The 19,645-nt window shown below is 73.4% G+C and carries 13 protein-coding genes; 9 read left to right on the forward strand and 4 right to left on the reverse strand.

Annotated elements, in window-relative coordinates:
• Positions 1-57: 57 nt before the first annotated feature.
• The 3 genes from JGR68_RS09600 to ispG all read right to left on the reverse strand — a co-directional run bounded on the left by JGR68_RS09600 (position 58) and on the right by ispG (position 5,505).
• On the reverse strand, positions 58-3,345 hold the full coding sequence (locus JGR68_RS09600; protein WP_199359970.1) for a S8 family serine peptidase: 3,288 nt from the start codon (positions 3,343-3,345) through the stop codon (positions 58-60).
• Positions 3,346-3,533: 188 nt separating this feature from the next.
• Positions 3,534-4,223, reverse strand: a complete 690-nt coding sequence (locus JGR68_RS09605) for a phosphatase PAP2 family protein (RefSeq protein ID WP_234446486.1) — start codon at positions 4,221-4,223, stop codon at positions 3,534-3,536.
• A complete protein-coding gene (ispG, locus tag JGR68_RS09610; protein ID WP_199359969.1) occupies positions 4,213-5,505 on the reverse strand; it encodes a flavodoxin-dependent (E)-4-hydroxy-3-methylbut-2-enyl-diphosphate synthase in 1,293 nt (430 codons plus the stop codon). Before ispG ends, JGR68_RS09605 begins: the two co-directional genes overlap by 11 nt.
• Before the next feature lie 86 nt (positions 5,506-5,591).
• Here ispG and JGR68_RS09615 point away from each other — a divergent pair, with 86 nt between their 5' ends.
• The 5 genes from JGR68_RS09615 to JGR68_RS09635 all read left to right on the forward strand — a co-directional run bounded on the left by JGR68_RS09615 (position 5,592) and on the right by JGR68_RS09635 (position 12,451).
• Positions 5,592-5,897 carry a DUF2218 domain-containing protein gene (locus JGR68_RS09615; protein ID WP_199359968.1) on the forward strand — a complete coding sequence of 102 codons (306 nt, stop codon included), beginning with the start codon at positions 5,592-5,594 and terminating at the stop codon, positions 5,895-5,897.
• Positions 5,898-5,986: 89 nt separating this feature from the next.
• Entirely contained in the window at positions 5,987-7,339 is a 1,353-nt protein-coding gene (xseA, locus tag JGR68_RS09620) for an exodeoxyribonuclease VII large subunit (RefSeq protein WP_199359967.1), read from the forward strand.
• A gap of 123 nt (positions 7,340-7,462) precedes the next feature.
• Positions 7,463-9,109 carry an acetolactate synthase large subunit gene (locus JGR68_RS09625; protein WP_199359966.1) on the forward strand — a complete coding sequence of 549 codons (1,647 nt, stop codon included), beginning with the start codon at positions 7,463-7,465 and terminating at the stop codon, positions 9,107-9,109.
• Positions 9,110-9,144: 35 nt separating this feature from the next.
• Positions 9,145-10,656, forward strand: a complete 1,512-nt coding sequence (locus tag JGR68_RS09630; RefSeq protein WP_199359965.1) for an aldehyde dehydrogenase family protein — start codon at positions 9,145-9,147, stop codon at positions 10,654-10,656.
• 79 nt (positions 10,657-10,735) lie between these two features.
• Entirely contained in the window at positions 10,736-12,451 is a 1,716-nt protein-coding gene (locus JGR68_RS09635; RefSeq protein WP_199359964.1) for a VWA domain-containing protein, read from the forward strand.
• Between the two features lie 22 nt (positions 12,452-12,473).
• On the opposite strand, the gene JGR68_RS09640 is transcribed toward JGR68_RS09635, so the two are convergent.
• A complete protein-coding gene (locus JGR68_RS09640) occupies positions 12,474-15,347 on the reverse strand; it encodes an EAL domain-containing protein (protein WP_234446487.1) in 2,874 nt (957 codons plus the stop codon).
• A 213-nt stretch (positions 15,348-15,560) separates the two neighbouring features.
• Here JGR68_RS09640 and JGR68_RS09645 point away from each other — a divergent pair, with 213 nt between their 5' ends.
• The 4 genes from JGR68_RS09645 to JGR68_RS09665 are packed head-to-tail and all read left to right on the forward strand — an operon-like array spanning position 15,561 to position 19,628.
• Positions 15,561-16,157, forward strand: coding sequence for an RNA polymerase sigma factor (locus tag JGR68_RS09645; protein WP_255531841.1), 597 nt, complete (start codon positions 15,561-15,563; stop codon positions 16,155-16,157).
• Complete coding sequence (locus JGR68_RS14125) at positions 16,154-17,203, forward strand: hypothetical protein (RefSeq protein WP_305067839.1); 1,050 nt, start codon at positions 16,154-16,156, stop codon at positions 17,201-17,203. Before JGR68_RS09645 ends, JGR68_RS14125 begins: the two co-directional genes overlap by 4 nt.
• Complete coding sequence (locus JGR68_RS09660) at positions 17,200-17,790, forward strand: YigZ family protein (RefSeq protein ID WP_199359962.1); 591 nt, start codon at positions 17,200-17,202, stop codon at positions 17,788-17,790. The genes JGR68_RS14125 and JGR68_RS09660 overlap by 4 nt, the downstream gene beginning before the upstream one ends.
• A complete protein-coding gene (locus JGR68_RS09665; RefSeq protein WP_199359961.1) occupies positions 17,790-19,628 on the forward strand; it encodes an ABC transporter transmembrane domain-containing protein in 1,839 nt (612 codons plus the stop codon). The genes JGR68_RS09660 and JGR68_RS09665 overlap by 1 nt, the downstream gene beginning before the upstream one ends.
• Positions 19,629-19,645 lie beyond the last annotated feature (17 nt).

A 19,645-nucleotide genomic window follows, 5' to 3' on the forward strand; every position in this document is an offset into this window, starting at 1 on the left:
CGGTTTCCCGGGCCCTTCGCCTGTCACGCCCTGCCCGTCAGGGCACGGATCCGGGGATCACGGCGTGACGGTGAGCGCCACGCGCGAGGCCTTCAGCGGCGACACCGGATCGTTGCTCGCGACGCAGGCATAGCCGGTGTAGCTGCCGGCGGCCAGGCCGTTGGCCAGCAGCTGGGCCACCAGCGGCCGGCTGTCGCCCGGCTGCAGCGAGCCCGCGGCCGGCGCGATCGCACCGAGCCAGCTGGCGCCGCACGGCACCTCGGCGTCCACCTGCAGGTCGAGGCCGTTGAACGCCGTGTTGGCGATCCAGGAGCCGGTTCCGTTTGCGGCGATGTTGATGCCGGCGAAACCACCCGCGCCGTCCGCGCTTCCGAACCACGCCCAGCGGTTGGCGAAGGAGCCCGTGGTGTTGATCACCACCCAGTAGCGGCCGGGTGCCAGGTTGACGGCCTGGCCTGCAGCGGCCAGGTCGAGGCTGATGCGGCCGCCCTGCAGGGAGACGCCGGCCCCGGTCGGTGCGCTGGAGTAGGTCCAGACCGCTGCCGCGGGATTGGTCTGCGGATTGCCGGCCGGAACGCCGGCCGCATCGGGGTAGATGCTCCACTGCAGCGACTGCGCCGCGGCCGCAAGCGCCGCGCCGCTGACCACGAAGCCCTCGGCCGAGAGCCCGGTGATGCGCGTGGCGGAATCGACCACGAAGTCATCGCCGGAGAACTGGGCCAGCAGGCCGCCGGCCGAGGCCGGATCCGTGTAGCGGGTCGCGCGGAAGCCGCTGCCGACCGCACCGCGCCAGCGCTCGACGATCCGGCTGATCGCATCGCCGGTGTTGTCGACCGACCAGGCGAGCACCGAACCACCGGTGTTGCCCAGCGGGATCGTCACCGAGCCCTGGCCGCCCGCCGCGACGGTGGCCGAGGTCACCGCAGGCAGGTTGACCACCGGCGGCTGGACCGCGACGCCGATCGGCAGGTTCAGCACCGGGTCCGGCTTGCCGCCGCGCAGGCTGGTGGCCTTGAGCCGCAGGTTGCCGAAGTTCCAGCTGCCGTTGTTGGACAGGCTGCTGCTGTCGATGGTCACCTGGAAGGTCGCGGTGCCGTTGGCCGGGATGCGCACCACGATCGGCGTCACCTTGCCGCGCAGTCCGCTCAGGCTCGCCGACCAGGTCTGGACGCGGCCGTCGACGTTGCGGACGGTGCGGCTGAAGGTGCAGCTGGTCTCGCAGTTGCGGTTGGCCAGGCTCGGCAGGTTCAGCGCCGAGGGATCACCACCGGTCGCCGGGTTGGCCGCCAGGTAGTTCTCGGCCGACTCGTCGAGCACGAGGCCCGCACGCAGGGCCTGGTCGACGCGGATCCGGCCGGAGCCCCGCGCGAACGGACCCGCCCGGGTCACCTCGTCCTCGAGGAAGACCTCGCTGGTCGCGGTCATGGCAAGCGCCGACTTGACCTCGGACACGCTCCAGTCCGGACGCGCCTGGCGCACCAGCAGCGCGGCACCGGCCTGGTGCGGCGACGCCATCGAGGTGCCGTTCATCAGGCCGACCGCGTTCTCGAAGCCGGTGATGGTGGTGCCGGCGACGGCGGCGAGGATCGCGTAGCCGGGCGCGGTGACGTCGGGCTTGATCAGGCTGAAGGTGCCTGCCGGCCCGCGCGAGCTGAACGACGCCAGCGCATCCGGCGTGTTCGGAACCGGGGCCGCGGGGAAGCCGATCGCCGCGGTGGCCGCCGGGTTGGCCTGGTGGAAGTTGCGCAGGGCGTTGCCGGTGGCCTGGTCGACGCCGAAGGCCGGGACGGTGGTGTCCGGTACGGACGGCAGGACCGGTTCGGGCACGTTGTTGGCGATCACCACCGCCACCGCACCCGCGGCGCCCGCGGCGTTGACCTTGATCGTGAAGCTGCAGCTGCCGCGGCGCACGACCGCGATCGCGCCGGCGAAGCTGCCGGCCGGATAGCCCGCGCAGCCGTCATCGATGGCGTCGATGTTCGGGCTGACGCGCAGCGGCGTGGTGGCCGGATACGCCGCCGTGTGGCCGACGCCGTTCGAGCCCGTGGTCAGTTCGATGGCCGTCAGCGGCTCCGGCACGGTGCCCGGACCGGTGACCTGCATCAGGAAGGAATAGCCCTCGCGGCCGTGCTGCGCCGCCGCCGTGGCCGACACCCAGGGCTCGAGGTGGCCGAGCGTATTGGCCGCCGGGCCGCTGTTGCCGGCCGAGCTGGCGACGAACACGCCGGACGCGACGACGTCGAGGAAGGCCAGCGAGACCGCCTCGCTCCACGGCTGCGCGCCGCCGCCGATCGAGTAGTTGATGACGTCGGCCACGCCGTCCTTGATCACCTGGTCCACGGCCGCCACGGCCGACACGTTGGGGCACAGGCCCTGGCCGGTGGCGATGTTGGTGTAGCAGATGTCGAGCGCGATCAGGCTTGCGCGCGGGGCCACGCCGGAGATGTCGGCCTGCGCGCCGCTGATGCCCACGGTGCGGCGGTTGCCGGCGACCGTGGAGGCGACGTGCGTACCGTGCGAGCTGGTGTCGCCGAAGCCGGGCTCCTCGCGGAAGCCGGGGTTGCTGCAGGTGTCGCCCGGCGCTTCGCAGACGAAGTCGTAGCCGCCGATCAGCTTGTCGTTGCAGCGGCCCTCGTCGACGCCCCCGGGGGCACAGGTGCCGAGGTAGTTGCCGGCGCCGAGCGGATTGACGTGGGCGTAGCCGTCGGTGGGATCCAGCGCGGCGAACGAGGGGCTGCCGAAGTTGATGCCGGAATCGAGGATCGCGGCCACCATGCCTTCGCCCTGGAGCGCGCTGCCCGCGGCGGCACCCGACCAGACCGCGGCCGCGCCGATGTGGCGCGGGCCGGTGTCGGTGTCGAGCGTGTACTCGCGGTAGCCCTCGACCAGGCGCACGTCGCGCATGCGCGCGATCCTGGCGGCTTCGGACGGCGTCAGCGCGACCACGATGCCGTTGACCGCGTGCTGCATGCGGTGCGAGACATCGAGGCCGCGGCCCAGGCTGCGGGTGATGTCGGACTCGCGCGCGGCCTGGCGGCTGCGCAGGTAGTCGACGTAGGCGCCCGCCTGGCGGCTGCCCACGTCGAGGCGCCCGCCGGCGCGGCGCGCCGGTGCATCGATCCCGCGCACGCCGCCGCGGTACGAGGCCAGGGCCGGCTCGGCGAACAGGACGATATGCGGCTCGAGCGCCTCCTTCGGCGCGCGCGGCATGGCGATCGCGGCCGGCACCGGCGCGGGCTGCGCCAGTGTCGGTGCCGCCATCCTCGACTTCACTCCCACGGCGGCGGCGCCCGCGGCCGTCACCACGACGGCGGTGGCCACCGCCATCGCCAAGCTGGATTTCATGATCACGAAACTCTCCCCCGGTATGGATGACCTGCGCCCGGCCCCCGGGCAACCCATCCTGCGACGGTGTTGCCAGCCCCTGCATCGGACGCGCAGGGCGGTTCGCCGCTGCGCTCCGGAGCATCCCCCGAAAGGACGCGCACGACAAGTCCCGGGCCTGGCCATTCCCGGCCGCGACCGGATGCCGCTCAGGCGGCGCGGGCCCCACGTGAAAAGGCGATCCACCAGGCCACCGTCCACGCGAGGCCGAGCGCCCAGCCGGCGAGGATGTCCGAGGGGTAGTGCACGCCCAGGTGGATGCGCGACCAGCCGACCGCGGCCACGAACAGGCCCAGGCCCACGATGGCGGGCCTGCGCCAGCGCGTGCGCCACAGCAGCAGGGCCAGCACGCAGGCCAGGGTCATCGAGCCCATGGCGTGGCCGCTGGGAAAGCTGAAGTTCTGTTCCGGCGCGATCGACTCCCACAGCTCCGGCCGGACCCGGCCGAAGGCCAGCTTGGCCCCGACGTTCAGCAGTCCCGAGCCGCCCAGCGCGATCGCCGCGAACAGCGCCGCGCGCCAGCGCCGCAACAGCAGCAAGGCGGCCACCAGGGCGAGGTCGAAGGGCACGACGCCCCATTCGTAGCCCAGGCGCGAGACCAGGGCCCAGGCCGCATCCAGCCGCCCGCCGCCGCTGCCCTGCGCGATGCCCAGCAGCGGCAGGTCGAAGGCCAGCGGGCCGGCGCCGACCGACGCCGCCAGCAGCGCGAACACCGCCAGCGGAAGCAGCACTCCGCCCGCGAGCCACCACGCGCCGCCGGCCACCGTCGGCGGCGCATCGGGCACGACGACGCGCCCGTCGCCCGGGCCGCGCGGCGCCGAAGGATCCTCAGTCGGCACGCACGGCGGCGCCGTAGCGGCGGTCGACGTAGGCGTCGACCAGGGCCACGAACTCCTGTGCGATGTTTCCGCCGCGCAGCGTCATCGCCTTCTCGCCGTCGATGAACACCGGCGCGGTGGGCGCCTCGCCCGTGCCCGGCAGCGAGATGCCGATGTCGGCGTGGCGCGACTCGCCCGGGCCGTTGACCACGCAGCCCATCACCGCCAGCGTCATGTGCTCGGCGCCAGGACGGGTGATCTTCCATTCCGGCATCTTCGCGCGCACGTGCTCCTGCACCACCTTGGCCAGCTCCTGGAAGAACTCGCTGGTGGTGCGGCCGCAGCCCGGGCAGGCGGTGACCATCGGCGTGAACGCGCGCAGGCCCATGGTCTGCAGCAGCTCCTGCGCCACCACCACCTCTTGGGTGCGCGGCGCGCCCGGCTCGGGCGTGAGCGAGATGCGGATGGTGTCGCCGATGCCTTCCTGCATCAGCACCGCCAGCGCAGCGCTGGAGGCGACGATGCCCTTGCTGCCGATGCCGGCTTCGGTCAGGCCCAGGTGCAGCGCGAAGTCGCTGCGCGCCGCCAGGTCGCGATAGACCGCGATCAGCTCCTGCACGCCGCTGACCTTGGCCGACAGGATGATCCGCTCGCGGGCGAGTCCGAGCTCGACCGCGCGTTCGGCGGAGTCGACCGCCGAGCGGATCAGCGCCTCGCGCAGCACGCGGCCGGCGTCCCGGGGCTCGGCGAGCGCGGCGTTCTCGTCCATCAGCGCGGCGGCCAAGGCCTGGTCGAGCGAGCCCCAGTTGGCACCGATGCGCACCGGCTTGTCGTAGCGCATCGCGAACTCGATCAGCTGCGCGAACTGCAGGTCCTTCTTCCGGCCGAAACCGACGTTGCCCGGGTTGATGCGGTACTTCGCCAGCGCCTCGGCGCATGCAGGCTCGGCCGCCAGCAGCTGGTGGCCGTTGTAGTGGAAGTCGCCGATGATCGGCACCTCGACGCCCATCATCGCCAGCCGCTCGACGATGCGCGGGACCGCCGCCGCGGATTCGGCGTTGTTGACCGTCACCCGCACCAGCTCGGAGCCCGCGCGCCAGAGCGCGGCGACCTGCTTGACCGTGCCCTCGACGTCCGCGGTGTCGGTGTTGGTCATCGACTGTACGACCACCGGCGCCTGGCCGCCGACGGCGATGCCGCCCACCCGCACCTGGCGGGTGGCGCGCCGGGGTGCCGGGCCGAAGGCCCATTCTTCGAGCGTGTGCGCGGCGTGCGTCGGGCGGGTCTGCGGAATGGCGTTCATCGTTCCATTTTAGTCCCCGCCGGGGTGCTTGTTACCGCGCCGCCTTCCCCCCAGTTCATCAGGGACTGCAGGACAAGGTTTCCCCCATGCCCGTATCCACCGCCTCCGCGACCATCGCCACCACCGACGCCAGCCGCCTGATCAAGCGTCTGTGCACCCACTGGGCGCACAAGCTCGAGGTCGAGTTCGACGCCACGCAGGCGCGGATCGCCTTCGACGCGCACACCGTCGCCCGCCTCTCCGCCGGCGCCAGCGCCCTCGAGGCCCGGATCGAAGCCCCGGACGAGGCTCGCCTGCGCCGGTACCAGGACGTGGTCGCCAACCACCTGCACCGCATGGCACGCGGCGAAACCCTAGAGATCGGCTGGCAGCCGGGCACGCGCGCCGACTGAGTGGTGCCGGCCGCGGCCAGGCGGCCGCCCCGCCCGCGGACCCGCGTGCCGGCCACGCCGCCAGCCGGGGCTGCCGGTATCCTGCCGCCATGCTCCCCTCCTCCGGCGAAAACGTCCTCAACCCCAGCCAGCTCAACGCGCTGGCCCGCAGCCTGCTGGAGGACGCCTTCTCCGTGGTCGCGGTCGAAGGCGAAATCGGCAACCTGTCGCGCCCGGCGTCCGGCCACCTCTATTTCACCCTCAAGGACGCCCGCGCCCAGGTGCGCTGCGCGCTGTTCCGGCCCAAGAGCCAGTGGCTGCGCTTCCAGCCGCGGGACGGCCTGCGCGTGCTCGCCCGCGGCCGCCTGACGCTGTACGAGGCGCGGGGCGACTACCAGCTGATCCTCGACTCCATGGAGGAGGCCGGTGAAGGCGCGCTGCGCCGGGCGTTCGACGAACTCAAGGCGAAGCTGCAGACCGAGGGCCTGTTCGACGAGGCACGCAAGCGCCGGCTCCCGGCCTATGCCCGACGCGTCGGCCTCATCACCTCGCCCTCCGGCGCCGCGGTGCGCGACGTGCTCAGCGTGCTCGCACGGCGCTTCCCGCTGCTCGAGGTCGACGTGCTGCCGGTGCCCGTGCAGGGCGACGCGGCCGCGGCGCAGATCCGCGGCATGCTCGACCGCGCCGCCGGCAGCGGCCGCTACGACGTGCTGGTGCTGGCGCGCGGCGGCGGGTCGCTGGAGGATCTCTGGGCCTTCAACGACGAAGCCCTGGCGCGCGCGATTGCCGCCTCGCCGGTGCCGGTGGTCTCGGCGATCGGGCATGAGACCGACTTCACCCTCGCCGACTTCGCCGCCGACCTGCGCGCACCCACGCCGTCGGTCGCCGCGGAGCTGCTGGTGCCCAACGCGGTCGACGTCGCCACCCGCCTGCGCGGCCTGCAGCAGCGGATGGGCGTGCTGCAGCTGCAGCGCATGAGCGACCGGATGCAGCGCGCCGACCACGCCTCGCTGCGGCTGCAGGTGGTCGCACCGCAGGCGCGCCTGCGCGCGCTGGACGAGCGCCAGCAGCAGGCGCTACGCCGGCTGCACGCGGCTTGGCAGGCGCGCGACGCCGCCCTGCGCGCACGCCTGCGCCACGCCGGGGCGGTGCTGCGCGCGACGCGTCCGGAGCGCCGGCTTGCCGCGCTGCGCGAACGCCTGGCACGGCTCGCACCGCGTCCGCAGGCCGCGGTCGCACGCCGGCTGCAGGCCGATGCGTTGCGCCTGCGAGGCCTGGCCCGCTCGCTCGATGCGGTGAGTCCGCTGGCCACGGTGGCGCGCGGCTACGCGATCCTCCGCCACGACGATGGCCGCGTGGTCCGCGGCGTCGGCGACGCTGCGCCGGGCGATCCGCTGTCCGCGCGCGTCGGCGATGGCGAGCTGCGCGTGCGCGTGGAAGGCGTCGAACGCCGCGACGACTGATCGCGCCGCTTCGCCGGCGCGGCCGGCGCCCGGTCCCGGCATCGCACCTGCATGCTCGCCCGACGCTAACGCCGCGATCCCCATACTGCCGGTTCCTGCCGCCGCCCGAGGAACCCGCAGCCCATGGCCAAGGCCTCCGACCTGCTCGTCGCCGCGCTCGAAGCCGAAGGCGTCGAGACCATCTTCGGGATCCCGGGGGAAGAGAACCTCGATCTGATCGAGTCGCTGCGCACCTCGCGCATCCGCCTGGTCCTGACCCGCCACGAGCAGGCCGCCGGCTTCATGGCCGCGACCTGCGGCCGCCTCACCGGTCGCGCGGGCGTTTGCCTGAGCACGCTGGGCCCGGGCGCCACCAACCTGGTCACCGCGGCCGCGTACGCGCAGCTCGGGGCCATGCCGATGCTGATGATCACCGGCCAGAAGCCGATCCGCAGCAGCCGCCAGGGCCACTTCCAGATCATCGACACGATCGGCACGCTCCGCCCGCTGACCAAGTACACGCGCCAGCTGGTCTCCGCCGACAGCATCCCGGCACGCGTGCGCGAAGCCTTCCGGCGCGCCGAGGACGAGCGCCCGGGTGCCACCCACCTGGAGCTGCCGCAGGACATCGCCGGCGACCCGACGGACGCGGTGCCGATCGCCAGGTCGTACTCGCGCCGGCCGGTCGCCGAGCACAAGGCGATCGCGCGCGCCGCGGCGGCGATCCGCGACGCACGCCACCCGCTGCTGATGATCGGCGCCGGCGCCAACCGCAAGACCACCGCGCGCGCCCTGCGCGGCTTCGTCGACCGGCTCGGCATCCCGTTCTTCAGCACCCAGATGGGCAAGGGCGTGCTCGACGAGACCGACCCGCTGTGGATCGGCACCGCCGCGCTGTCCGACCACGACTACGTGCACCGCGCGATCGACGCCGCCGACTGCATCGTCAACATTGGCCACGACGTCATCGAGAAGCCGCCGTTCTTCATGCGCGAGGGCCGGCGCACGGTGATCCACGTCAACTACGACGGCGCCGAGGTCGATGCGGTCTATTTCCCGCAGCTCGAGGTGGTGGGCGACATCGCCGATGCCGTGCGGCGCCTGGGCGAGTCACTCGAACCGCAGGCGCACTGGGACTTCGCCTTCTTCGACCGCGTGCGCACCGCGCTGTGCAGCCAGCTGGGCGAACGCAGCCGCGACGATCGCTTCCCCATGGCCAGCCAGCGCATCGTCGCCGACCTGGCCGAAGCCCTGGGCCCGGACGACATCACCTGCCTGGACAACGGCCTGTACAAGCTCTGGTTCGCGCGCAACCACCGCTGCCGGCGGCCGAACACGCTGCTCCTCGACAATGCGCTGGCGACCATGGGCGCCGGGCTGCCTTCGGCGATCGCCGCGCGCATCGTCCATCCCGATCGCAAGGTGGTCGCGGTCTGCGGCGACGGCGGCTTCATGATGAACTCGCAGGAGCTGGAGACCGCGGTGCGCCTGCAGCTGGACCTGGTGGTGCTGGTACTGCGCGACGATGCCTACGGCATGATCAAGTGGAAGCAGGCGCACGAGGACTTCCCGGACTACGGCATGGACCTCGGCAATCCGGATTTCGTGAAGTACGCGGAGAGCTATGGCGCGCGCGGGCACCGGCCTGCGTCGGCCGCCGGGCTGCTGCCGCTGCTGCGCGAGGCGCTGGCGACCCCGGGCGTCGACCTGATCGAGGTGCCGGTGGACTATGCCGATGACGACTGGCTCCTCAACGAGGAGATCCCGCGGCTCAGCGCGGCGGTGGAATGAGCGCCGGAAGACGGAAACCGAACGGAGGACAGGCAATGGCGGGCAGTAAGCAGGCGAAGGCGAAGACGAAGAAGAAGAAGACCGGCGCGGCCCCGGGCCGCAGCGCGCGCGACGGCCTGGCGCCGAGTTACCCCTACTATCTCGCCAACCGTGCCGTGGCCGCCAACACCGGGCTCGAGGTCCTCGACAAGTACACCGGCGAGGTCGCCACCCGGGTCGCCTTCGCCGACGCCGCCACCGTGCGCAAGGCCCTGGTCGCCGCGCACGCGGCGAAGCGGGCGATGGCCGCGTTCCCGCCGGATGCGCGCCGCGACGTGCTGGAGCACTGCGTGCGGCGCTTCGGCGAGCGCGCCGACGAGCTCGCGCTGGCGCTGTGCATCGAGGCCGGAAAGCCGATCAGCGACGCGCGCGGCGAAGTCGCGCGCCTCATCGACACCTTCCGCATCGCCGCCGGCGAAGCCACGCGCATCGAGGGCGAGGTTCTGGAGCTGCAGATCTCCGAGCGCAGCCGCGGCTACCGCGGCATGGTCAAGCGCGTGCCGATCGGCGCCTGCAGCTTCATCACGCCGTTCAATTTCCCGCTGAACCTGGTCGCGCACAAGGTGGCCCCCGCGATCGCGGCCGGCTGTCCCTTCGTGCTCAAGCCCGCCGCCAAGACCCCCGTTGGCGCGTTGATCATCGCCGAGGTGCTGGCGGAGACCGACCTGCCGCGCGGCGCGTTCTCGATCCTGCCCTGCAGCAACGAGGACGCCGCGCAGCTGGTCGAGGACGAGCGCATCGCGCTCCTGAGCTTCACCGGCGGCCTGGTCGGTTGGGACCTCAAGGCTCGCGCCGGCAAGAAGAAGGTGACGCTGGAACTCGGTGGCAACGCGGCCTGCATCATCGATGCCGATCCCGGTGCCGACCTCGACCACGTCGTCGAGCGCCTGGTCACCGGGGCCTACTACCAGTCGGGCCAGAGCTGCATCAGCGTGCAGCGCATCCTGGTGCATGCGGAGCTCTACCCCCGGCTCAAGCGCCGCATGAAGGCGGCCGTGCAGCAGCTGCGCATGGGCGACCCGCGCGACGAAAAGACCGTCATCGGCCCGATGATCGACGAGGACGCGGCGATCCGCGTCGAATCGTGGATCCGCGCCGCGCGCAAGGCCGGCGCGAAGCTGGTCGCGGGCGGGGAGCGCAAGGGCAGCATGCTGCCGGCGACGCTGCTGGAGGAGGTCCCGCCCGACACCGACCTCTACCGCCAGGAGGCCTTCGGCCCGGTGGCGATGCTGGAGCCGTTCGACGACTTCGACCAGGCGCTGGCGCGGGTGAACGACAGCGCCTTCGGCCTGCAGGCGGGCGTGTTCACCGCCAGCCTCGCGCACGCGATGCGCGCCTGGGACCGCCTGGAGGTGGGCGGCGTGGTGGTCGGCGACGTGCCGAGCTTCCGCGTCGACAACATGCCCTACGGCGGCGTGCGCGACTCCGGCCTCGGGCGCGAAGGCGTGCGCTGCGCGATCGAGGACATGACCGAGCCGCGCCTGCTGGTGATCCGCGACCCGGTCTGAGCGGATGCACGTGCCGGGCGGGCAACCCCACCCGGGCGCCTCGCGCGTTGGCCTCCTGCGTCCACCGACGGAGTCCGCCATGAACCGCTTTCCCTTCGCTGCCGCGCTCGCCGCGAGCCTGCTGCTCGCCGCCTGCCAGACGTCACAGTCCTCCGCCGACGGCGCGCCCGCCGCGCCCGCGCCCGTCCCGAAGTCGACGCCCGCCGCGCCACCTGCCCGGCCCGCCCCGGTGGCACAGGAGGCGATGCTCGACCGCATCGAAACGACCGGTGCGCGACGGCGGCTGGAGGCCACGCGCATGGCGCAGGCCCCGGCCCCGACCGCCTACGCGGTCATGCCGCCGCAGCGTCCGCCGGCGCCGCCCGCCAATCGCGAGGAATATGCCGACCTCGACGACAACCCGGTCCGCCGCGCGTCCGAGCACCCCGTGTCCACCTTCTCCGTCGACGTCGACACCGGCAGCTACAGCAACGTCCGCCGCATGCTGCGCGCGGGCGTGCGCCCGCCACCGGACGCGGTCCGTGCGGAGGAGTTCATCAACTACTTCGACTACGGCCACCCGGCGCCGCGCACCCGCGAGGTCCCGTTCGCCGTGACCACCGAGATCGCGCCCGCGCCCTGGGATCCGGCGCGCCACCTGCTGATGGTCGGCATCCGCGGCTACGACGTGCCCAAGGCGCAGCTGCCGCCGGCCAACCTGGTGTTCCTGGTCGACACCTCCGGCTCGATGCATTCGCCCGACAAGCTGCCGCTGCTGCGCCAGGCCTTCGGCGCGCTCGTCGACCAGTTGCGCGCCCAGGACAGGGTGTCGATCGTCGCCTACGCCGGCTCGGCCGGGCTGGTCCTGCCGCCCACCGCGGGCGATCGCAAGGGCGAGATCCTCGCCGCGCTCGGGCGCCTGCAGGCCGGCGGCAGCACCAACGGCGGCGCCGGCATCGAGCTGGCCTATGCGATGGCCCGCCAGGGCTTCGTCGAAGGCGGTGCGAACCGGGTGATCTTGGCGACCGACGGCGATTTCAACGTCGGCACCGTCGACCGCGATGCGCTCGAGGCCATGGTCGCCGACCAGCGCGGCTCGGGCATCGCACTGACCACGCTGGGCTTCGGCACCGGCAACTACAACGACGCCATGGCCGAGCGCCTGGCCGATGCCGGCGACGGCAACCACGCCTATGTCGACACCCTGCTCGAGGCGCGCAAGGTGCTGGTGGAGGAGATGGCGTCGACGCTCCTGACCATCGCCCGCGACGTCAAGGTGCAGGTCGAGTTCAATCCGGCCGTGGTCGCCGAATACCGGCTGGTCGGGTACAGCAACCGCATGCTGCGCGAGGAGGACTTCGCCAACGACCGGGTCGATGCCGGCGACATCGGCGCCGGGCACGAGGTGACCGCGCTGTACGAGATCGCGCTGGCGGGCTCGGGCGGCGAGCGCCTGCGCGCGCTGCGCTACGCCGCGCCCGCGCAGACCACCGCGGCCACCGGGGAACTCGCGCACCTGCGCCTGCGCTACAAGCTGCCCGGCAACGACCGCAGCCGGCTGATCGAAGTGCCGCTGCGCCGCGACGCGATCCGCGCGCAGCCCGGCGAGTCGCTGCGCTTCGCCGCCACGGTCGCCGCCTTCGCCGACGCCCTGCGCGGCGGCCACCACCTGGGCGGCTGGAACTGGGATGCGATCGCGGCCAGCGCTGCCGCCAACCGCGGCGACGACCGCTGGGGCCTGCGCGCCGAATTCGCCACCCTGGTGGAGGCCGGCCGGCTCGCCACCCGCGCCGATGCCCACGCCGGCGGCGACTGACGTGATCCTGCCCCGCCGCCGCTCAGGCCGCGCCGCGGTCGCCGGCGGCGGGCGCGGGCATCGGGCGTCCGAACAGGAAGCCCTGGCCCATCGTGCAGCCGAGCTGGCGCAGGGTCTCGGCCTGGGCCGCGGTCTCCACGCCTTCGCCGATGGTGTCGATGCCCAGCGTGCCCGCGAGCGCCAGGATCGCGCGCACCAGGGCCAGGCTCTCGGGATGCAGCGCGTCGTCGAGCCCGGCGACGAAGCTCTGGTCGATCTTCAGCGCGTGGATCGGGAAGCGGTGCAGGTACGACAGCGCCGAGAAGCCGGTGCCGAAGTCGTCCAGCAGCGCATAGACGCCGCGCGCGCGCAGCGTCTTCAGCATGCGCAGCGCGCGCGGCGCATCGTCGAGCAGGGCCACCTCGGTGATCTCGATGCGCAGCCGTGCCGGATCGGCGCCCACGTCCTCGAGCATCTGCAGCAGGCGCTCGGCGAAGTTGTCGGAGTGGAAATGGCGCGGCGAGACGTTGATCGAGACGTAGCCCTCGCGGTGCCGCGTCATCCAGTCGAAGGCGCGTCGGTAGACCAGCCAGTCCACCTGTTCGATCAGGCCGCTGTCCTCGCCGACGCCGATGAAGGCACCCGGCGGCAGCGGCCCCTGCAGCTCGTGGTTCCAGCGCAGCAGCGCCTCGTGGCCGACCACGAGGCCGGTGGCCAGGTCGACGATCGGCTGGAACCAGGGCTCGAACGCATCGGACAGGATCGCGCGCCGGAGGTCGGCCTCGAGGTCCAGCAGGCGCGTGGCCTCGGCGCGCATCTCCTCGTCGAACAGCTCGCTGCGGTCGCGGCCCAGCGCCTTGGCGCGGTACATCGCGGCGTCGGCGTCGCGCAGCAGGTCCTCGCCGTGGTGGTAGCGCGGCTGCCACATCGCGATGCCGACCGAGGCCGAGGGGAACAGCTCGCGCCCCGCCACCCACATCGGCCGCCCGAGGTCGGCGAGGATCCGCCCCACCACGGCCTGGGCGACGGTCTCGTCGCCGGCGTCGCCCAGCAGCACGGCGAACTCGTCGCCGCCCAGGCGCGCCACCACGTCGCCGTCGCGCAGCAGCCGCGCGATCCGGCGGCCGACCTCCACCAGCATCTCGTCGCCCGCCGCGTGGCCGACGCTGTCGTTGACCAGCTTGAAGCGGTCGAGGTCGAGGAACAGCACCGCGAACGGCCCGCGCGCCTGCCCGCGGGTCTCGGCGATCGCGGCGTCGAGCCGCTCCAGCAGGTGGATGCGGTTGGGCAGCCCGGTCAGGTGGTCGTGGCGCGCCTGGTGGATCAGCCGCTGTTCGGCCCGCAGGCGCTCGGACACCTGGGCGCGCAGCTCGCGGTTGGTCTCCTCCAGCTCGCGGGTGCGCGCCTCGACCCGGTCCTCGAGCTCGGCGTGCGCCGACTTCAGGTGGTCCTGCGAGCGCTTGCGCGCCAGCGCGCCGCCGATGTGGTGTGCGACGAAGGTCAGCAGCTTCTGGTCATGCACGGTGAAGGCGATGTCGGGCGAATAGCTCTGCACCGCGATCACCCCGACCGCCACGCCATCGCGCAGCAGCGGCACGCCGAGCCAGAAGTTCGCCAGCGAGCCGTGGTGCTGCAGCTCGCCGGAGGCCTCGAGCCGGGCGATGGTGTCGCGATCGGCCAGCAGCGCGCGGCCACTGTGGATCACGTATTCGCTCAGGCCGCGGATCATGCGCCGCGGCTCGCGGATGATGTCGCGCTCGTCCACCGAATACGGGAACTCGATGTGCCCGCCGTCGCTGGACACCATGGCGATGTAGAAGTTGCGCGCGTACAGCAGCTCGCCGACGACGGCGTGCAGGTCGTTGTAGAAGCCTTCCACGCTTTCGGCGGTGAACGACAGCTCGCTGATGCGGAACAGCGCGCGCTGGAGCCGCTCGGCGCGCTGGCGCTCGACGATCTCGGCCTGCAGCACCTCGTTGGCCTGCTGCAGCTCGCGCGTGCGCGCGACCACGCGCCGCTCCAGCTCGGCCTGGGCGTGCTTGCGGTCGAGCGCGGTCAGGATGTGCTGGGCGACGAACTCCAGCAGCGCGCGGTCCTCGTCGGTATAGCAGTCCGGCAGGTCGTAGCTCTGCACCACGATCGCGCCGCAGACGCGGCCCTCGCGGCGCATCGGCACGCCGAGCCAGTCGGCCGAGTCAGGCCCGTGCCGCGCGTCGCGCTCGACCCCCAGCTGGCTCCGCAGCTGGTCCGAGGGCCCGCGCAGCGGATGCCCGTGGCGCAACAGGGCCACGGTGAGGCTGGCCGGCATGTCCTCGAGCGGAATCTCCGTGTCGGGCTCGGCCACCCAGGGATCGATGCGGTCGGCGAAATACAGGAAGCGGGTGGTGTGGCGCAGGTCGTCGTAGGCCACGATGTAGAAGTTCTCGGCCGACATCAGGCCGCCCACCACGCCGTGGATCCGCTTCAGCACCTGGGCCATGTCCAGGCCCGAACCCGCCAGGTCGGCGATCCCGTACAGCGCCTGCTGCAGCCGCTCGGACTTGCGCAGGGATTCGATGCGGGTTTCGGCCTGGGCCGAGGCGAGGGTCGCCGAGACCAGCCGGCGCGCCAGCGCGCGCCAGGCCTCGCAGGAACCGGGCGTCAGCGCTTCCGGCAGGCGCGTGGCGATGGCCACCGCGGCCTCGCCCTCCTCCCAGGCGTCCTCGATCGACCTGCCGCCGTCGCGCCGCGGCGGATCCCCGGCCAGCAGGCCGTGGGCCCGCGCCCGGAGCCCTTCGGGGGCGTCGTCGACGATCGATTCCCCTGCGCCCAGGCGCTCGTCGCTCCAGCAGACCACGACCAGGGACCCGGTGGGCAGCGATTGCGCCAGCATGCCCGCCAACCCCGCGAGATCGACCTTGCGGGGCGGCGATGCCACCGGAATGTCCAACCTTGCCTGCACCTGCCAGATCCCCTCGCACAGCCCAGTACCAAGGGAAGAACGACGGATCACGCCGCCAGCGGCAAGCAGGAGCGGCCTTCCCCCCGGCCTCCCGGCGACATGATGCCGCGCATCGGCGCCGCGCGCACGGGCTTCACGCGCCCCGGCGCAGCGCTTAACCTGCTGCCGATGGACGCCCCGGAGCATGCAGTGCACGCCGAACCCAGCGATGACGCGCTGATGCGGGCGTGGGCGCAGGGCGACGCCGCGGCCTTCGAAACGCTGTACCTGCGCCATCGCGAGCGGCTGCACCGGTTCCTGCTGCGCCAGTTGCGCGACCCGGGGCTGGCCGACGAGGTGTTCCAGGACACCTGGCAGCGCGTGGTGTCCGCCGGCGCCGACTGGCGCCCCGATGCCGCCTTCGCCACCTGGCTGTACCGGATCGCGCGCAACCGCGTCACCGACCACTGGCGCGCCCGCCAGCATCGGCCGCCGGCGCCCGACGACGCCGACGCGCGCACCGCCCGGCTGGAGGACGGCGACACCCCCGAGCGCCGGCTCGACGCCTGGCAGCGACGGCGCGGCCTGCAGCAGGCCCTCGACACCCTGCCCGCGGACCAGCGCGAGGTGGTGCTGATGCGCCTGGAGCAGGAGCTGACCCTGGAGCAGATCGGCGACATCACCGGCGTGGGCCGCGAAACCGTGAAGTCGCGGCTGCGCTATGCCATGGACAAACTGCGCGCCGCCCTGGCCGGCACCCCCACCGCCACCGCGGCCGACGAACCCGCGCGGGAGGACGCGCGATGACGCAGCCGACCCGACCCGATCCGCTGGACTCGACCGAGCGCGCGCTGGCCGACGCGCTGGCGCGCCACGATCCCGTGCCGGGCCCCTCCCCGGCGCTGGACGCGACCATTTTGGCTTCGGCGCGCGCCGCGGCCGCAGCGCGCGCGGCGGCCGGCGGGCAAGCAGGCGACGGCAGCGGTGCGGCGGCGGGTGGCCCGGCGATCCGGACCACCGCGGCCACCGGCCATCGGCATCGGCGACGCCATCCCGCCGTGCTGCGCGGCGGCGCCCTGGCGGCGACCGTGGTGATCGCCGCCGGGATCGCGTGGCAGCTGCAGCCGCGTTTCGATGTGCCCGACCTGGCGGATGAAACCGGGATCGCGGCACCCGCGACGCCGGACGCCGCCGCGCGCGCGCCCGAGGCTGCGGCTACGCCGGCGCCGGCGGCTGCGGCTGCGGAGGCGGCTCCGGCGGTGGATGCGGCAGATGCGGGGGACGCCGGCAGCCCCGCGCGCCAGGCCCCGCCCGAGGCAGGCGTCGTGGCGCCTCCATCGCCGGTGCGCGCGCTCACCGGCAGCGGGCCCGAGTCGCCCGCACCACCGGCAGCGGCCTCGATGCCTGCGAGGCCACCCGCGGCCGAAGCGCAGGCGGCCGAGATGCGTGCGTCCGAGGAGCCACCGGTGGTCTTCGACGCGCCCGTCCCGACGTCTGCACCGGTGGAGCCGGCACCAGCGCTGCCCGCGCCTCCCGCGCCGCCGGCACCGCCTGCCCCGCTGCGCGCGCAGCCGGCGCCCCCCTCCATGGCGTCCCCGGCCGCCCGGCGCGCGGACGCGGCCGGGGCCGCGGACGAGGTGCGGCACGAGGACTGGCTGGACCAGCCGCTCGACGACACGCCGCCGGCTTCGGTGGATTCGCCCGCGGTGCGCGAGGCGTGGCTGGCGCGCATCCGCGAACTGGTCTCGGCCGAGCGCTACGACGAGGCCCGCGACAGCTACGCCGAGTTCCGCCGCCGCCATCCCGACGCACCGGTGCCGCCCGACCTGCGGGCGCTGCTGGGCGGGGAATGAGCACCATCACCCTGGCCGCGACGGCCACGCACGAACTCGTCGTCAAGCACAGCCGGTTCCTGGCCAGCGCCGCGCCGGTCTCGGATCCGGACGCGGCGGCGGCGTTCATCGCCTCGGTCTCGGTGCCCGACGCCACCCACAACTGCTGGGCCTGGCGGCTGGGCGACGGCTACCGCTCCAGCGACGATGGCGAGCCCGCCGGCACCGCCGGACGGCCGATCCTGGCCGCGATCGACGGCCAGGGCCTGGACGGCGTGGCCGTCGTGGTCACGCGCTGGTATGGCGGCATCAAGCTCGGCGCGGGCGGCCTGGTCCGCGCCTACGGCGGCGCCGCGGCGGAATGCCTGCGCACCGCCGAGCGCCGCGAAGTGGTGGAGATGACCGAGGTCGACGTCGAGTGCCCCTTCGCCGACCTCGCCGCCGTGCATGCGGCGCTGCCGGCCTTCGACGCCGAGAAGCTGAGCGAGGACTTCGCCGCCGACGGCGTGCGCTTCCGCCTGCGCCTGCCGGCCGCGCAGCTGCACGCGCTGGCCACGCGCCTGCGCGACGCCACCCGCGACCGCGCGCGCATGGGCGACAATGGGTGATGGTCCGACTCGCCCGCACGTCCACGCCCCCGCCGCCCCGCGAATCCAGCCCCAGCTCCAGCGACCCCGACGCCACCCAGGCGAAGGCCTCGCTGTCGTCGCTGCGCCCCCTCTGGCCGTTCCTGGCCCGCCATCGCGGGCTGCTGCTGGCGTGGATGCTGTCCCTGGTGGCTTCGAGCGCGGCGACCCTCAGCCTGCCGATCGCCGTGCGACGGATGATCGACGACGGCTTCGCAAGCGGCGCCGGCATCGACGCCGCCTTCTCGCTGCTGTTCGTGGTGACGCTGGCGCTCGCGCTCGCCACCGCGGCGCGCTTCTTCTTCGTCTCGCTGCTGGGCGAGCGCGTGGTCGCCGACCTGCGCACGCAGCTGTTCGGACACATCGTCGGCCTGGACCAGGCGTTCTTCGAGCGCAGCCGCACCGGCGAGCTGGTCTCGCGCCTGACCGCGGACACCGAGCTGCTGCGCGGCGTGGTCGCGACCAGCATGTCGGTGGCCCTGCGCAGCGTGGTGATGGTGCTGGGCTCGGTCGCGATGCTGGTGGTGACCAGCCCGCGCCTGGCCGCCTGGACCCTGGTCGGCATCCCGCTGGCGGTGCTGCCGCTGGTGCTGGGCGGGCGCCGGCTGCAGAAGATCTCGCGCGAGAGCCAGGACCGGGTGGCCGATGCCAATGCGCTGGCCACCGAGACCCTGGGCGCGATCGACACCGTGCAGTCGCACGCGCGCGAGCAGCACGAGCGCGGCCGCTTCGGTGCCGCCGTGGCCACCGCGGTCGAGGTGGCGCGCAGGCGCATCGGCGTGCAGGCGCTGGTGACCGCGGTGGCGATCTCGGTGGTGTTCGGCGCGATCACCCTGGTGCTGTGGCTGGGCGCGCACGACGTCGCCGACGGGCGCCTGAGCGCCGGCACCCTGGGGCAATTCGTGCTGTACGCGATGTTCGGCGCCGGCTCGGTGGGCGCGCTGGCCGAGGTCTGGAACGAGCTGCAGAAGGCCGCCGGCGGCATGGGCCGGATCGGCGAACTGCTCGAAGAGGCGCCCAAGGTGGTTGCGCCGGCTTCGCCGCGCGGGCTCGCGCGCCCGGTGCGCGGCGCGGTTGCGCTGCGCGACGTCACCTTCCACTATCCGACGCGCCCCGATACCGCGGCGCTGGAAGGCTTCAGCCTCGAAGTGGCGCCCGGCGAGACCGTGGCGCTTGTCGGCCCCTCGGGCGCCGGCAAGAGCACCGTCTTCGCCCTGCTGCAGCGCTTCCACGATCCGCAGTCGGGCAGCGTCTCGATGGACGGGATCGACCTGCGCGAACTCGATCCGGTCGAGCTGCGCGGCAGCATGGCCCTGGTGTCGCAGCGGCCGACGATCTTCGCCGCCAGCGCCGCCGACAACATCCGCTACGGACGCCTGGACGCCAGCGATGCCGAGGTCGAGGCCGCCGCGCGCGCCGCCGAGGCCCACGACTTCATCGAGCGGCTGCCGGGCGGCTACGCCTCCGAGCTCGGCGAGCGGGGTGCGCGCCTGTCGGGCGGCCAGCAGCAGCGCGTGGCGATCGCCCGCGCCCTGCTGCGCGATGCGCCGCTGCTGCTGCTCGACGAAGCCACCTCGGCGCTCGACGCCCAGAGCGAACGCGCCGTGCAGCACGCCCTCGAACGGCTGATGGAAGGCCGCACCACGATCGTCGTCGCGCACCGCCTCGCCACGGTCCTGCGCGCCGACCGCATCGTGGTCATGGACCACGGCCGCATCGTCGCCGAAGGCACCCACGCCGAACTGCTGGCCGAGGGCGGTCTGTACGCCGAGCTCGCGCGCCTGCAGTTCCTGGACGCGGGTGCCGGCGCCCAGCCCTGAACACCGCTGCCCGGCCG

It is taken from the genome of Luteimonas sp. MC1750, assembly GCF_016615955.1.
Taxonomy (GTDB): Bacteria; Pseudomonadota; Gammaproteobacteria; order Xanthomonadales; family Xanthomonadaceae; genus Luteimonas.